This window comes from Candidatus Enterococcus murrayae, from assembly GCF_017315985.1.
Lineage (GTDB): Bacteria > Bacillota > Bacilli > Lactobacillales > Enterococcaceae > Enterococcus_A > Enterococcus_A murrayae.
In genome coordinates this window covers 42,541-57,602 of the sequence record NZ_JAFLVR010000008.1, presented here as the reverse complement: position 1 = coordinate 57,602, position 15,062 = coordinate 42,541, and the positions used below count along the sequence as shown (strand labels likewise).

15 protein-coding genes are annotated in these 15,062 nt (G+C 37.3%); 3 read left to right on the top strand and 12 right to left on the bottom strand.

The annotated features are described in order from the left end of the window. Positions 1–8: 8 nt before the first annotated feature. From JZO85_RS03745 to JZO85_RS03710, 8 genes are all read right to left on the bottom strand, one after another. A complete protein-coding gene (locus JZO85_RS03745) occupies positions 9–845 on the bottom strand; it encodes a carbohydrate ABC transporter permease (protein ID WP_207107177.1) in 837 nt (278 codons plus the stop codon). Beyond that, on the bottom strand, positions 845–1,747 hold the full coding sequence (locus JZO85_RS03740; protein ID WP_242550197.1) for a carbohydrate ABC transporter permease: 903 nt from the start codon (positions 1,745–1,747) through the stop codon (positions 845–847). The genes JZO85_RS03745 and JZO85_RS03740 overlap by 1 nt, the downstream gene beginning before the upstream one ends. A 93-nt stretch (positions 1,748–1,840) precedes the next feature. Continuing rightward, on the bottom strand, positions 1,841–3,112 hold the full coding sequence (locus JZO85_RS03735) for a sugar ABC transporter substrate-binding protein (RefSeq protein ID WP_207107176.1): 1,272 nt from the start codon (positions 3,110–3,112) through the stop codon (positions 1,841–1,843). 12 nt (positions 3,113–3,124) lie between these two features. Beyond that, positions 3,125–5,425 carry a glycoside hydrolase family 65 protein gene (locus JZO85_RS03730; RefSeq protein WP_207107270.1) on the bottom strand — a complete coding sequence of 767 codons (2,301 nt, stop codon included), beginning with the start codon at positions 5,423–5,425 and terminating at the stop codon, positions 3,125–3,127. A 24-nt stretch (positions 5,426–5,449) separates the two neighbouring features. Next, a complete protein-coding gene (gene pgmB, locus JZO85_RS03725) occupies positions 5,450–6,112 on the bottom strand; it encodes a beta-phosphoglucomutase (RefSeq protein WP_207107175.1) in 663 nt (220 codons plus the stop codon). A gap of 54 nt (positions 6,113–6,166) precedes the next feature. Then, positions 6,167–6,415, bottom strand: coding sequence for a hypothetical protein (locus JZO85_RS03720; RefSeq protein ID WP_207107174.1), 249 nt, complete (start codon positions 6,413–6,415; stop codon positions 6,167–6,169). Further along, positions 6,408–6,794, bottom strand: a complete 387-nt coding sequence (locus JZO85_RS03715; RefSeq protein ID WP_207107173.1) for an RDD family protein — start codon at positions 6,792–6,794, stop codon at positions 6,408–6,410. Before JZO85_RS03715 ends, JZO85_RS03720 begins: the two co-directional genes overlap by 8 nt. Positions 6,795–6,864: 70 nt before the next feature. Next, positions 6,865–7,857, bottom strand: coding sequence for a LacI family DNA-binding transcriptional regulator (locus JZO85_RS03710; protein ID WP_207107172.1), 993 nt, complete (start codon positions 7,855–7,857; stop codon positions 6,865–6,867). Between the two features lie 742 nt (positions 7,858–8,599). Between JZO85_RS03710 and JZO85_RS03705 the strand changes: the two genes are divergently transcribed. From JZO85_RS03705 to JZO85_RS03695, 3 genes are all read left to right on the top strand, one after another. Beyond that, positions 8,600–8,803, top strand: a complete 204-nt coding sequence (locus tag JZO85_RS03705; protein ID WP_207107171.1) for a DUF3173 domain-containing protein — start codon at positions 8,600–8,602, stop codon at positions 8,801–8,803. Further along, the gene (locus JZO85_RS03700) at positions 8,790–9,998 is read left to right on the top strand and encodes a tyrosine-type recombinase/integrase (RefSeq protein ID WP_207107170.1); all 1,209 of its coding nucleotides are present in this window, start codon (positions 8,790–8,792) and stop codon (positions 9,996–9,998) included. Before JZO85_RS03705 ends, JZO85_RS03700 begins: the two co-directional genes overlap by 14 nt. Positions 9,999–10,557: 559 nt before the next feature. After that, entirely contained in the window at positions 10,558–11,655 is a 1,098-nt protein-coding gene (locus JZO85_RS03695; RefSeq protein WP_207107169.1) for a sensor histidine kinase, read from the top strand. Between the two features lie 49 nt (positions 11,656–11,704). Here JZO85_RS03695 and JZO85_RS03690 read toward each other — a convergent pair whose 3' ends face one another. The 4 genes from JZO85_RS03690 to JZO85_RS03675 all read right to left on the bottom strand — a co-directional run bounded on the left by JZO85_RS03690 (position 11,705) and on the right by JZO85_RS03675 (position 15,059). Further along, positions 11,705–12,592: a D-alanyl-D-alanine carboxypeptidase family protein gene (locus JZO85_RS03690; RefSeq protein ID WP_207107168.1), complete on the bottom strand. Its 888-nt coding sequence runs from the start codon at positions 12,590–12,592 to the stop codon at positions 11,705–11,707. Positions 12,593–12,684: 92 nt separating this feature from the next. Next, positions 12,685–13,362 carry a response regulator transcription factor gene (locus tag JZO85_RS03685; RefSeq protein WP_207107167.1) on the bottom strand — a complete coding sequence of 226 codons (678 nt, stop codon included), beginning with the start codon at positions 13,360–13,362 and terminating at the stop codon, positions 12,685–12,687. A gap of 129 nt (positions 13,363–13,491) precedes the next feature. Next, entirely contained in the window at positions 13,492–13,911 is a 420-nt protein-coding gene (locus JZO85_RS03680; RefSeq protein WP_242550196.1) for a GTP pyrophosphokinase, read from the bottom strand. Positions 13,912–14,198: 287 nt separating this feature from the next. After that, positions 14,199–15,059 (bottom strand): VOC family protein, encoded by an 861-nt coding sequence (locus tag JZO85_RS03675; protein WP_207107166.1) that lies wholly within the window; start codon positions 15,057–15,059, stop codon positions 14,199–14,201. Positions 15,060–15,062: the final 3 nt, after the last annotated feature.

The window sequence follows — 15,062 nt, the reverse complement described above, 5'->3', positions numbered from 1 at the left end:
TGCTTCTCCTATTTCTCTCCGTCCATTCGGACACCTTGTAGGAAATATTTATTAAATATGATATACAAAATAATGATCGGTACAATGGAGATAATACTAGCTGGCATGATTTGATCCCAACGTTGTCCAGCATTTTGTGATTTAAAGGTTTGAAGTCCCAACGTCAACGTGTACTTTGACGGTGTCGTCATATACAACATGGGTTTTAAGAATTCATTCCAAAAGCTCATGAAAACAAATACTGCCTGTGTAGAAATACTTGGCTTAGCTAATGGCATAACGATTCTGAAAAAAGTTCCTGTTCGTGAAAGTCCATCGATTGTTGCCGCTTCTTCCACATCTTTTGGAAAACTCAAAAAGAACTGACGCATCATAAAGATATTCCCGATATTGATCGCCGCTGGTAAAATCAACGCTGCAAATGTATCCTTCATCCCTAAACTGGATATAATTAAATAATTCGGAATTAATAATACTTGGGCTGGCACCATTAGCATGGCTAACATCCCCCAGTAGATTCGTTCGCGTCCTGGGAAATTAATCCGCGCCAACGCATAACCTGCCATCGTATTCAAAAATAAATTTATTGCAGTCCCAATGATCGATACGATTAATGAGTTCATAAACCAACGTGGAAAGTTTTCACTTCGACCTAAAATATACTCATAATTGGCAAGTGTGAAATCACCTCCAAAAATACTCATTCCTCCAGAAACGATTTCTTTTAATGGTTTGAAACTTGCGGCAACTGCCCAAATGAATGGATAAAAAGTGATCAGCGCGTACGAGATCATAATGACATAAAGTAAAATCTTCAAAAATTTTTGTTTACCCGTCTTTTTCATTAGTTCCCTCCATTCAATTTCTCAGCAATTCGGCTGACCATAAAAATGATAATTGATAAAATTACTGCCAAAGCCGCTGCAAATCCCATAGTAGGCATCTGACCAAAAGCATTCTGATAGATCAAAAGACTAAGTGTCAATGTTGAATTATTCGGACCACCACTACCGTTACTGAAAATATAAGCTTGATCAAACATCTGGAAAGTTCCGATAATCCCTGTCAATAAAACATAAGTCGTAATTGGACGAAGATACGGAATAGTAATGAATCTTAGTTTCTCCAACGCATTGGCTCCATCAATTTCTGCTGCTTCATACAATGAATAGGGTAGATCAACTAAAGAAGCTAAATAAATCGTCATAAAATATGGAACAGTCGACCAAATATTCATCGCCATGATCACCTTTAAAGCGTAAGTAGGTTCTTGTAAGAAGTTTATCGGTGTCTGATACAATCCAAGATTCATCAGAAAATTGTTAATTGGCCCATTGATGTTGAAGAGGAACATGAAAATGATTGTCAACGCGCTTGAGCTGGTCAAAGTCGGTAGAAAATATACCATTCTAAAAACTTTCTTTCCTTTGACATCACGACTTGCTAACACATAAGCCATTACAAGAGCAATAATTGTTTGGATTGGTACAACGAATAACGCAAAGGTCGCTGTATTTTTTAATGCGATGATACTTCGAGGATCTTTAAAAATATTGACATAGTTCTCAAAATTATTCCATGTGTATTCTCCAGTAAATAAATCCACCTTATTGAATGATAAATAGATAGCAAAAACAATCGAAATAACAAAAAATACCAATAGCACTAAAATTGCTGGCGTAATAAATGCATACCCCTGCAACATCTCATTGATCTCTCTTTTAGACTTTCTTACCTTTGTTGCCATGTCATCCTCCTTTGGACCGCCTATTTTATTCCAACTATCATCCGCTTGTTTAAATAAATAGTAGGCAGAGGAATTGAACCCCTGCCTATTCAATTATTCTGATTTTTCGATATCGTCAATTGCTTGTTTATCAGCTTTTTTCATAGCGTCCTCTAAACTAGATTTTCCTGAAGAAACTTCTGGCCAGTAATTTTGATACGCTTTATTGATTGTTGCTAAGCTGGTACCATTCTGCCAAACAGTTGAATAATCGACCGCATTTAAGTGAACTTTTAAGTCTTCATTTTTACTAATTTTAGCAGTAGTAGCTACGTCTTCCCGTGTAGGTAAAGTACCTGTTCCATCGACCCATTTAGTCATTGCTTTTTTTCCAGTTGCGAACTTAATCCATTCATCTGCTAAAGCTGAACTCTTCGTACCAGCATATTTTCCCCAACCAACAGTGAACATCATACCGCCTTCTTTACCTTTATAAGTAGGCATTGGTGAAACGGAGAACTGAATATCACTGAACTCGTCTTTCAAAGTTTGATATACCCAGTTGCCTTCATCCATCATCGCGATTTTTCCTGTTCCAAAAGCTTCACCGTTCCAGCCTGCACCTAATTCTTGTGGTGTTGCAACAGCGTTAGTATCAATTAATTTTTTCAAGATCGAAAGATTATCAACTACTTTTTTATTTTCAAGATCTGGTCTGCCGTTGTTTTTAATTGGCTTTGCCCCAGCGCGTGCTGCCAAGTGATACGAACGAGATAGTTCATCTGTATAGCTCATCGCTTTGACTTTTCCCACACCATATTTGGCATCCAATTTTTCTTGGAAGCTTGGCAGCCAAGTGGTTAATTCTTCATAAGATGTCGGAACTGATTCAGGATCGACTCCCACGTCTTCAAACATTTTTGTATTTTTATATAATGCTAATGTCGAAAAATCCTTAGGTATTCCGTATAATTCTCCATCATCCGTAAAAGCATCTGTCAAGTTTTTATAATACTCATCAGAAGAAAACGTCTTTTTATCTAACGGTGCAAGCGCGCCTTTACTAGCCAAAAATGGAAAATAAGAGGAGTCTACATAAAAAGCATCTGGTGCAGTTTTCCCGATTAGATCAGTCTGTATTTGCGTGTTATAGTCTGTATACGTTTTTAATTTGACGCTTGCTCCAGTTTCTTTTTCAAAATCAGCGATCAAAGATTTTAATGTCTTTTCTTCTGATTCATTTCCGCCCCATACACCTAATTTCAACGTTTTATCTTTGAAATCAGTCTCATCTGCGCCATTGTCCGTTTTATTTCCACAAGCCACCAAAGTAATTGATGCAAGTGTCAATGCTCCTAATGTTAATACCTTTTTCCATTTCTTCATCTGAATTTCCTCCTATAAAATTGACAGCTTATTTTTTAATGTATATGCTTCTCCATTTGAGAAAAACACCACATCGTTTCCATTATCTTCTTTGGTTAACTCAAAGCCTTCCTTCATAACAACAACAGTGATAGATTCGCCATGATAATCAAATCCATAAGTCAATTTATTCCATGCTTTCGGCAAATGCGGTTCGATACGTAGTTTTCCATCGATCATACGAACACCGCCATATCCAAAGACAATCATCTGCCAGATTCCTCCAAGACTTCCAGCATGTATTCCATCATCTGAAGACTTCATGTATTCACCCATATCAATGTTACAAGCCTTTTCGAAAAACTCATATGATTCATCTAATTTTCCAAGATCCGCTGATAGAATCGCATGCGTCGATAAACTCAGTGAACTATCGTGAGTCGTCTTCGGTTCATAGTATTCAAAGTTTTTTAATTTCATTTCTCGAGGAAAAAGACCTTCAAACAAATATAAGAGCAATAATACATCCGCTTGTTTCGTGATTTGCATTTCATTTACTTGTTCTAAATTGTAATCGTGAAATAGCCCATCAACGCCATCTTTTGATTTATATTTCGTAAGATCAATAGTTTTCTTTGATAAATAAGAATCGTCTTGAGGAATAATCCCTTCATCCGTTGGTTGTGGGAGAAAAATTTTATCCACCTTTCTCGCTAAATCTGCTAGGACATTATCTAATTCTAGTTTTTGATTCAGTCGTTCAAAAGTTTCTGGATCGTGTTCCTTAAGCTCTTTCGCCAGGTTCAACGCATAAGTAACATTCCAGTGGGCGGTATAATTTGTATAGGCATTATTATTTACGTGTTCTTTGTATTCGTCTGGTCCAATTACATCTTTGATTTCATAATAATCTTTTTCAGTATTATATTCTAAACGGCTGCCCCAGAACTTTGCAGTATCAAATAAAATTTCATATGCCTTTTGTTCAGTGAACTCTTGATCTCCAGTCACATCAATATATTGCTTTACTCCAAAGGTCACATCACTGGTGATATGTTGTTCAATAAAACCTGACCAAATTTTTGTCGATTGCCCAGTAACAATATCTGCCGCACCCCAAACAGGTGTTACTTCGCCATCTGTTGGATTTGCTGCTTCCCATGGATATTGAGCACCTTCATAACCGTTATTTCTTGCCTTTTTATGTGCACCGTCCAGACCTAAGTAACGATAAGTAACTAAGCTCTTCGCGATCTCTGGATGAGTGAAGTTAAAGTAGGGTAACATAAAGATTTCTGTATCCCAGAAAGTGTGCCCTTTATATCCCTCGCCACTTAAACCTTTCGCACCAATATTCATGTGTTCATTATGAGCAGGTGTCATTATGTGTAAATGGTATTTAGCAAAGTGAATAGCTAACTGATCTTTAAAATTCTCCGTTTCAATCTCGATGGGATGCTTCTCCCATATCTCGCTCCACTTTTCAGCTGATTCTTGCAATAACTCTTCAAAAGAAAAGACTTCAAGCGCTTCCATTTCTGATATTGCTGTTTCCCGGATTTCAGAAATTTCATGATCTGAAATGTCGTTATCAATAGAAGTATACACACTCATTCGCTTTTCAATAGTCGCTGAATTATTCGACGGGAGATCAAAGAAATAATTCATAAAAATTTGACGACGTCCCATTTCAATACGTTCACTGACATTTTTAGCATTGAGTCGATGCCCGATTGTAAAAACAAAATCAATCTCACTTTCATTCGTTTGTGGCATCATTTGAATATACTTTCCATTTACTAGTCCCTTTTCTCCTTCATGAAAATGTTGACTGCCTGAATTTGTCACTTGTCCGTCGATACCAGAACGAATTTGAATACTGATTGGTATATCTGTTAAATTTTCAACTGTTACAAAACTCGATAAATAATGCCGGCGTGCTTTGGAAACAAATCTACGGAAAGTAAAATGCAATTTTATTGTAGCAAACTCCCAATCAAACTCTCGGATCAATTCGCCATTTTTTAGATTCAATCGCTTGCTGAAGTTGCTCGTTATTCCTTTTTCTAATGAAAAAATTTCACCATTAATAATAAAATCCATCCACCACATATCAGGTATATTCGGCAGTTCACTCACTTCATTTTCAGCAAATTTATTAAATGTACCAGCTACAAAAGTATCTCGACGCTCTGTTGTATAATGCTCTTCCGTAGCACTCCGACTACCAAGATAACCATTTCCTAGTGCCATGATACTTTCTGTTTTTCCTAAATAGCGACTATCAAAACCTACTTCTTCAATTTGCCAAAGATTTTCTTTAACATAATTCATTTTCGTCAAATCTTGTCCCTCTTTCTACCTTGTATTCCATGCATTTTTTAAATATTCTAAAGTTAATTCACTGGTATCCTTAACAATTGATAAATCATTTCCCAATACTTCTGGATCACCTACTCCAATCGGTAAAATACCCGCAGCTTTTATTGCTTGGATTCCCGCGTGAGCATCTTCTATACCAATTGCGTACTCAGCTCCTACACCAACTCCGTTTGCTGCTGCAAGAAAAATGTCTGGTGCCGGTTTTCCTGCCGCTACTTTAGAAGGATCAGCAACAACATCAAAATAGCTTGTCAATTCCATTCTTTCCAAAAGGAATGGACCGTTTTTGGACGCTGAAGCAAGAGCAATTTTTATATTAATCGCTTTTAAATCCTGTAATAATTTTAAAATGCCTGGATAAACGTCTTTTGAAGAAACTTTTTGAATCATTTCAACATAATTATCGTTTTTACGATTTGCCAAAGTGGTAATTTCTTTCGGTGAAAAATCATGCTCCCTATACCCAAAGGCTAGAATGCGTTGTAAGGACTCCTCTCTTGAGACTCCCTTTAATTGTTCATTAAATTCTCTGTTGATTGATATACCCAGCTCTTCACCTAACTTTTTCCAAGCTAGAAAATGGTATTCCGCTGTATCCGTAATGACACCGTCTAAATCAAATAGAACTGCTTTAAACATAGAAAAACTCCTTTTGCTTTTTCCTAAAACGTTTTAGGAGAACTGTAAAAAAAATTACTGGTTAAAATAGGTACTATTTCTAAAGATTAAGATGATTCCGCCAAAGAGGTAAATACCGACAATTAAGATAAAATTTAGATGTAAAAAATATCCTAAAATACTTAAAGGGAGCGCATAAACAAGATAGGCGATCAGCATCTTTTGAGGATTGTAATGATTCCGATAAAACCACGCAACGAAATAGCTAATCGCAACTGTAACAAGTACGGTTGAGAGAAGCGAGAGTGTTGGAATTTCACCCAAGAATAACCACCTCGCTTTTCCCTATAATGTCATGCAGAAAACTTCCACGAATAAAATAGCAGGATAAGCTTAATACACCCGTTATAACCCCTAACAACGGCAAGAAATACAGAAGCTTTATCACTTCACGTATACTATCTTCCATAATACTTCTTCCCACATCTTTTACTCTGATCTTTGCAAAATACTTACCAATCGTCTGGCCTTGAAAGGAATGAATAGCTAAAACATTATAAATCACGAAAAGTGTAGCAGTCAGAATCCCAGGGGTAAAGAAACCTTTTACCATGATGTTCACCAAGAAATACACCGGTATATAGATAACAATCAAGTCTATAAAAGTTGCCAAAACCCTTTGAATAAGAATCAGTAATTTCACTTTTATCACCCCTAAAACGTTTTAGGTATATTCGGATTATATTTTGAACCGCTTCCAATGTCAACCACTTTTAAAAAATTTTTGCGCTTTCTCTTTCAATTAACTCAAAATCTACTAGTGAATGCTTAGCTATACCTGTTTCTATATGTTCGATTACATTCTCTGCAGCTACTTGAGCTATTTTTAAAACATCTTGTCGAACCGTGGTCAACGTCGGTGTTGTATAAGAAGCTAATGTAATATCATCAAAACCTACTAGTGCTATTTGATTAATCAGATTTAATTCCTTTAATGCTTTCAAACATCCAATAGCCATTAAATCACTGGCAGCAAAAACTACATCATACTTAAGAAGCTCTTTAGACTCATACAAATCGAATACCAAATCAAAAGCTTTTTTTTCACTATAATCAGCATACACAACCGAGGGTTTTTTTATAGCTTTTCTATACCCTAATTCTCGTTCATGGGATACAGATGCTTTGGGATCACCATTCAAAAACAAAATATTTTGATAACCTTTACCAAGAAGAACGTTGGTCATTTCATAGGTAGCTCGCTCATTGTCAACACTAACAATTCCTATTGACTCATTATCAAAATGCAAATCAATCGCCACTACAGGAAGATTGAAATGCTTTAATTCTTCATAATAAGGATCAGTAGTCCTTAAACCTTGTATTATCACGCCTGAAATATTATGTTCATTACAAAATTGGCTTAAAGTTTTTTCCTTCTGTTTCTTCAAGTTCGTGGAATAGAAAACGAACTCATACTCAGTATCATCCAAATAATCACTGACACCAGAGATTATTTCCAAAGGCATTGCCACACCTCTGGCAATAACATTAATATCACTTAAAATAAGTGCAACAGTTTTCAACTGCTTACTAGACAAACTACGTGCCGCAGAATTTGGTACATAGCCCAACTCTTTTGATGCCTCGTATACTTTCTTTTTTGTCTCTTCACTAATATCATCATAATGATTAAAAACGTGTGAGACACTACTCACTGAGACATTTGCTAATTTAGCAACATCTCGAATCGTTATTTTTTTCAAGTTATCTTACTCCTTACTCATTTTTAAATTTTGTAATAGCAGATCCATTCAATCTATTTTTTTTCTGATAGTAGTATACACAGGCCTAGTGAACTTGATAATTGTATTCTATAGAGAAAAAAAAAAAAATCAAATTTTTTTGAATCTATTTGAAAATCTCTCAATGCTATTTCACTTTTAATAACTTCATACATCAAGTTTTTTTCTAATCACTAGTGATTTTCAATTCATTAATCAGTCTCCCTATCAGGTATGACACATAGCCCAAACTGATCATGTTTTTGCATTCAGATAGCTTTTATACATATCTAATCTAAATATTCCTTTAAGGAATTTGGTAATGGTTTCAAAAATGAGCCGTTCAAGTTTGTTTATATACGAAGATAAAATTTAGTTCTTTGACAATCAAATACTCATTTTTGGACAACATTGTTAGTTGATCGAGTTATCAGACAGATACGCCAAGAAGCTTCCGCTGAGCGAACAGATATCTGATCTTAGTCTTGATTTGGAGAATCAAGACACCATGACATCAACTTACTATAATGATACTCACACTCAAAACGTGTCTCGCTGCTAACTACAGGGAGAGGTTAAATTCCTGTGTGCCGATTCCAAGGCAGTTCAAAAATGACGAAACAACTTAAATTACTAAAGGAGAATCAAACGATGATATGTATTGCAACTAATGCTATAGATGTAAAGGAATTAGTCTTAATAGGAGGAAATCATAATAAAAGAGATGATTACGAAGAATGATTTGATGGAAATTGGCTTCTCCAAGCACACTGCCATGGTGCTTATTAGACAAGGGAAAAGAATTATGGTACAAAAAGGGTACCCGTTTTATAATAATAAGCGTTTAGGACGAGTGCCAAAAGAGATCGTTGAATCAATTCTAGGCTGTGAACTAGAATTGGAGGAAAACACTCTTGGCAAAAACTAAATATGCAGGTGTTTATGTCGATAAAAATGGACAATTTTATTATGAAGTCTATTTAGGAAAAGATCGAATTACAGGAAAAAAGATTCGAAAAAAAGGACGAAAAAATCAACAAGGTAAGAAATTCACTTCTGCCCAACAAGCACATAAAGAACTGATCCGAGTCAAAAATGAATCCCTCTCAACAAATGGTTATGCGGATTATCACATGACGTACGGTCGTTTTATGGATGCTGTCTACATTCCCTATTATGAAACAGATGTAGAAGAAAGTACCTTTTATGTACGCAAAAAAACGCTGGAAAACATGCGAGATCGCTTTGGTCATTTAGAACTCCGAGAAATCTCTATTGCAGATGTTCAACAATTTCGAACATGGTTACTTTCAGCAAAAGGGGCTGGTTACTCGCAAGCTTATGCCAGTCTCGTTTTCGGGATGTTTCGGAAGAGTCTAGATATGGCAGTTGAGATGCAATTTTTAGAGGCGAATATTTCGAAGCGTGTAAAGGCTATTCCAAAAGGGAAAGCAGTCGTACCCTATTGGACGAAAAAAGACTTTGAAAAAGTGATTGCGGAAATTTGTATTGATGATTTTTACGAACACCTATGTTTTATAATGCTTTGGGTCTATTTTATGACTGGTATTCGAGTCAGTGAAGGAACTGCTTTATGGTGGGACGATATTGATTTTAAAAATAAACGTCTCCGAGTTCACCACACCCTTTTTATCCGAAGCAAAAATGATTGGACGCGTAAAAATTACACCAAAACCGCCGATGGTAAACGAATCATTTCTCTAGATGATGACACGATCCAGATTTTAAAAGACTGGAAAAAGCGACAAAATGAAATGGGTATTCATGATTTTATTTTTAGCTACGATGGCATGCCAATGATCAAATCAACAATCTCAAGAATCGTTGAGCGTTACTCAACATTTGCTAATGTTCCAAGAATCCAAGCAAAAGGGCTACGCCATTCTCATGCCTCTTACTTAATCAATGAATTTAATGTCTCTGTTTTAATTTTGTCAAAACGCATGGGGCATTCAAGTCCTGATATTACCTTGAAGCACTATTCGCACATGTGGTCAGGTATTGATGAAACCATTGCTGATGTCATGTCTGGCAATATCCAGATACAAACCGCTCCAAAAACAAGAATAAATTTCAACGGAAATCATGCAGTAAAAAAATAAGTTCCGCCAGAATTCCGCCGAGCTTGTTAGATATAGCCAAAACCCTTGATATGAAAGGGTTTATGATCACTAGCAAACTTAGAGCGGGAATAAAAGCACAAAATACCTTTATTCCCAAAAGACTGATTTACCAGTCTTTCTTCGCATTATTGACTGAATTGTATCCACCAAAGACCCCGCCAAGAATTTTCTTAGCGGGGTTCATTTTACTAGAGTCATTTTATGAAAATCTAACTATTCTCTTCACCTTTCAACAGCCAATCCACTATATACTCAATTTTTATTTCATCTATAAACTTAATGATTTGATCTAAGTAAAATGGTCGCTTAAACATTGGTCGCCTCCTTCATCATTTTCTTCAATCATACTAAATTTGAACTTAACTTCAAATTCAGTCGAAAAAAATAGAAAAATGAAGTTAAGTTCAATTCCTGGCGTTCTGATCAAAACTAAAAATAAATTGAATTAATGAAGAAAACTTAAGACTTCTCAACTTTTTTATCCTCAGTCTGTTTGATACACTTAGTTTAAAATCTCACGTTAGAAAGGCGGGAGCCAATGAGACGAAAGCTAAGTATCTTCTCCTTTATTTTATTGAGTGTCGCTCTGATCATCGGGCTGTATTTTCTCTTTATTCGAACCAACCTGCATCATACGATTCTTGATGGTTTTTATAATGTCCTGATTCAGTCGACTGCTGATGAAGAGGGCTATCGACAGCAATATATCGACTGGCCGACAGTAAAATTATTCCTGATTCTCTTTGCCCTTACGATTATTTTTATCGTCTCACTTGCCAGCTACCTGATTTATCGGAACCAAATGGCTAAGAATACTCACCTGCTTGCTGGGAAGATCGCTCAATTTTTTTCAGACCCTTCCGCTGCTTCGACAGGTGAGGTCGTGATCGACAATGAATTGCTGAAGATCAAATCGGATATTGAAAACAATGAACTGCTGCTGAAACGCGAGACGCAACGAACAAAGGACCTGATCACTTATCTTGCTCACGATTTGAGGACTCCTTTAGTGTCTGTGATTGGGTATCTTAATTTGATGATCGATTCGGAGGATTTGACCGAGGAACAAAAGAAGCATTTTTTAGCCATCACACTGGAAAAATCGACCCGATTGGAACACTTGATTGATGACTTTTTTGATATCACGCGCTTTAATCTTCATGATATCCAGCTGTATAAAGAGAAGCTGGACTTTGTCTTTCTATTGAATCAGATGGTGGATGAGTTCTATCCTTTATTGAAGGAAAAGAATCAGTCGCTGACCTACGATGGTCCTGAATCATTTACTCTCTTAGCAGACAATGAGCAATTGGCTCGTGTCTTGAATAACCTGCTGAAAAATGCGATGAACTATGGAACAACAAACTCAACGATTCATTTGAGGCTCTCAAGCGATGCCGAGAATATGATCTTTAGTATTTCAAATGAAGGAATCACCATTCCAGAAAATCAATTGGCGAATATTTTTGAAAAATTCTATCGTCTAGACAAATCTCGTTCAACAAAAACAGGTGGCGCAGGCTTAGGCTTGGCGATCGCTAAAGAAATCATCTTGGCTCATCAAGGCACGATTACAGCCGCCAGCGACAATGGACTCACTAAATTCACGATCACCTTGCCGTTAGAAAGCGCGTAGAAAATTCTGCGCGCTTTTTTGGATTGGAAACAATAATGATGCTGCCCAATTAGTTTATGCTGTTATACAACTGACGGCTCTCGACCACATTGAACTGTTTAGATTCCTCGTTGCCTTTGCAGCCGGCGATGATCAGCAGATACTCCTTGCCGTCAATTTCGGCTAAGCTCGCCAGACACAGACCCGCTTTTGAGGTGTAGCCGGTCTTCCCGCCAATAATCCTTCCATTGGAAAGCTCCAGACTCTCGCCACGACTAATCATACTGCTGGTGAAATAATTGCCTTCTGGATGCAAGTTCGTCGTTTGCCCCTGATAATTCAATGAGGTGAATAGCTGATAAAAAGATTCATTTTTTAACGCGTACTCTAAAAGAATCATCATATCCCAGACCGTCGAATAATGATTGGCTTCATCTAAGCCCGTTGGATTCGTAAAATGTGTGTCGGTCATCCCAAGTTGCGCGGCTTTTTCATTCATCAATTCCACAAAGGATTCTTCATCGCCGCAAAGGGATAAAGCTGCGGTCATTACCGCGTCTGAACCCGACGGCAACATAATGCCATGCAATAAATCCCAATAATTGATTTCCTCGCCAGAAATCAGACCAGCCGTGGCTAGATTATTCTGTTCAATCTCAAAAAAGATACTTTGAGGTACAGTAGTGATCTCTTCAAAATCATCGACGTTTTCGATAATACAGATGGCGGTCATGATTTTCGTCAGCGAAGCGATTGAAATCCTTTGCCTTTCACCTTTCCGATAGATTTCCGATCCATTTCTCTCTTTCAATAAATAATGCTTCGATGAAATTCTTGCATCTGGTTTTGAAACTCCAGCGACACCCATCGTTTTTCCTGCTCGTTGTAAAAGTACACCACCGAGCACGAAAAATAGTAGTAAAAGAAAGACCATCCACATTCTAAACTGTTTTCTCATAAAAAAAGACCTCCCTATAGCTACATTTAAGCATCTATAGAAAAGCCAGTTTTTAATATTCACTTATTTCTATCTTAAGTTCTCTTAAGGAGTTAGATTTTGTATCCAATGCCCCAGGCCGTTTGAATGTACTTATACTTTTCACCGGTGTCCTGCATCTTTTCCCTTAAATGGCGGATGTGTACCATAATCGTATTATTAGAATTGACGTAGTATTTTTCGCCCCAAACTTCCTTAAAGATTTCCTCTGAGCTCACCACTTGATCCTGCCGCTCCATCAATAAACGCAGAATCGAAAATTCGATTGGTGTCAGATACAGCTCCTGCTCATTGAGAAAAACCTTTCGCTTATCAACATCCAGCTCTATCCCTTTTACCGTTAAAACATTCCGACCCAAATTACTATACTGAGTCGCCCTTCTCAGCTGCGCCTTCACCCGAGCAACCAGCTCCAATGGCCGAAATGGCTTAGTGATATAATCATCCGCTCCAAGAGTCAGACCTGTGATCTTGTCGATCTCTTCCCCTTTTGCTGTCAGCATAATGATTGGATAAGTATATTTCTTACGAATCTCCTGACAAATATCAAAACCGCTAATGTCCGGCAGCATCACATCTAAAATCGCCATCGAGAACTCCTGTGTGCGAATCTTTTCCAAAGCTTCCTGTCCATTAGTACAAGAAATCACTTCATAGTTCTCATTTTTCAAATAGAAAACAACCAGCTCACTGATTTCCTGCTCGTCTTCAACCATTAATATCTTCACCATAGGCTCACCCGTTCCTAGATAGTTTATCCATGCCCTATAAATATATCATGAAAAATCTAGGATTGTTTTAAGACGGGGGAAATTCAAGGGCGGGGCGATGACTTATTTTATAGTCTCATCTTTTACATTTCATTCCATTAAGAATTTTCGAGCCCGCTTATATTTTTCCAGTCTTTCAAAGTCTTTTTCACTTGGATTCTCAAGTCTAGAAATATCCGAATTGTGCTTTAGATCCGCTAGTTTGACTTCTCTTGCTAAGTCATTTTGCTTCACCTTTTTTAAGTAATCAAAATAGGGCTCGTCCTTCTTATGGGTTAGCAACACAACAGCCTCGACAACCTCCTCAGAAATTCCAGCTTTCCGAAAATCTTCCACAGTTGTTTCGGTGTCCTCTAACACATCATGAAGATAAGCCACCGCCTTCTCCATGTCAGTCTCAACAAAACTTGCAACCTTTTCTGGATGTAAATAATACGGCTGCCCCGCTTTATCAAATTGATTTTGATGCGCGTTTTTTGATAGTTCTTTGGCAATATCGATTAATCCCAAGATACACACCTACCTTCAAATATTTTACGAAAATCTTTGATCAAACCATAGAATTAGAATCTATAAAGCAATTATACACAAATCTGATCCTTAACTTCATGTAGTAAAATTGAATGATTTTAAACTTTCACCCTATTCAAAAAAAATGTATACTTTTCCTTTTGTGGGCTTAGTCATTGCGCCAGTCAATCACTGACTGAGCAGGTGCTGGTTGGGTCTATTTAGTATTTGGGCGAAGTCCCTAAATGCAGGAATCCCGAATCAAGCAAAATTTTCTGATGATAAGCCTACCTTTCAAACTTCATCGTAATCCCATTCGGATCAACGACCCACAAGCTGCCGGTTTCATCTTTGGTATATTCTATCTGATTTTTCCAGTGATTTTCTAAGCGATCCAACTCTGCTTGATTTGGCACAGAGAAACTAAAATAATCTAATCCTAAATCCTTATCAGTCATCGCCGGAATGTTTTTTCCTAACCAGATATTGGAACCGATATGATGGTGATACTCACCGGTAGCGAAGAATTTGGCTTGATTGCCAAAATTATTTTTCAAGGACAGGCCTAAAACTTCGGTAAAAAATTTCTCCGTTTGTGGTAGATCGGCTACCTTCAAGTGAACGTGTCCAACGCTTGATCCTATTGGAAATCCTGTCCATGTCCGATCACCTGCAGCGAGCACTCCTTCGGCATCCATTTCGAGAGTCACACCAACTATCTCGCCATCTTCACGAATATCCCACTCATTTTGAGGCTTGTCATGATAGACTTCGATACCATTGCCTTCTGGATCATTTAGATACAAGGCTTCACTATAGCCGTGATCGCTAGCACCAATCAAAGGAGCCTTAACATTTAAATAGTGAAACAGGGCATTTCCTAAATCCTTTCGACTTGGTAATAAAAAGGCTACGTGGTACAACCCTGTTTTAGGCGTCACTGGTAGAGGATTCTGTACCTTATGTAATTCTAGTAATACCGTCTCTCCGACTCCTAAGGTGCTTTTGACTGCGCTTTGATCTATTACTTGTAACCCGATCACTTCTTGATAAAACCGAGTCATTTTTTTTAAATTGGCTACTTTCAAAGCCACGTTGCCAATGTGCGTAGCAGCGCTTAATTGAAAAGTTGGAATAATAACTGTCATGGT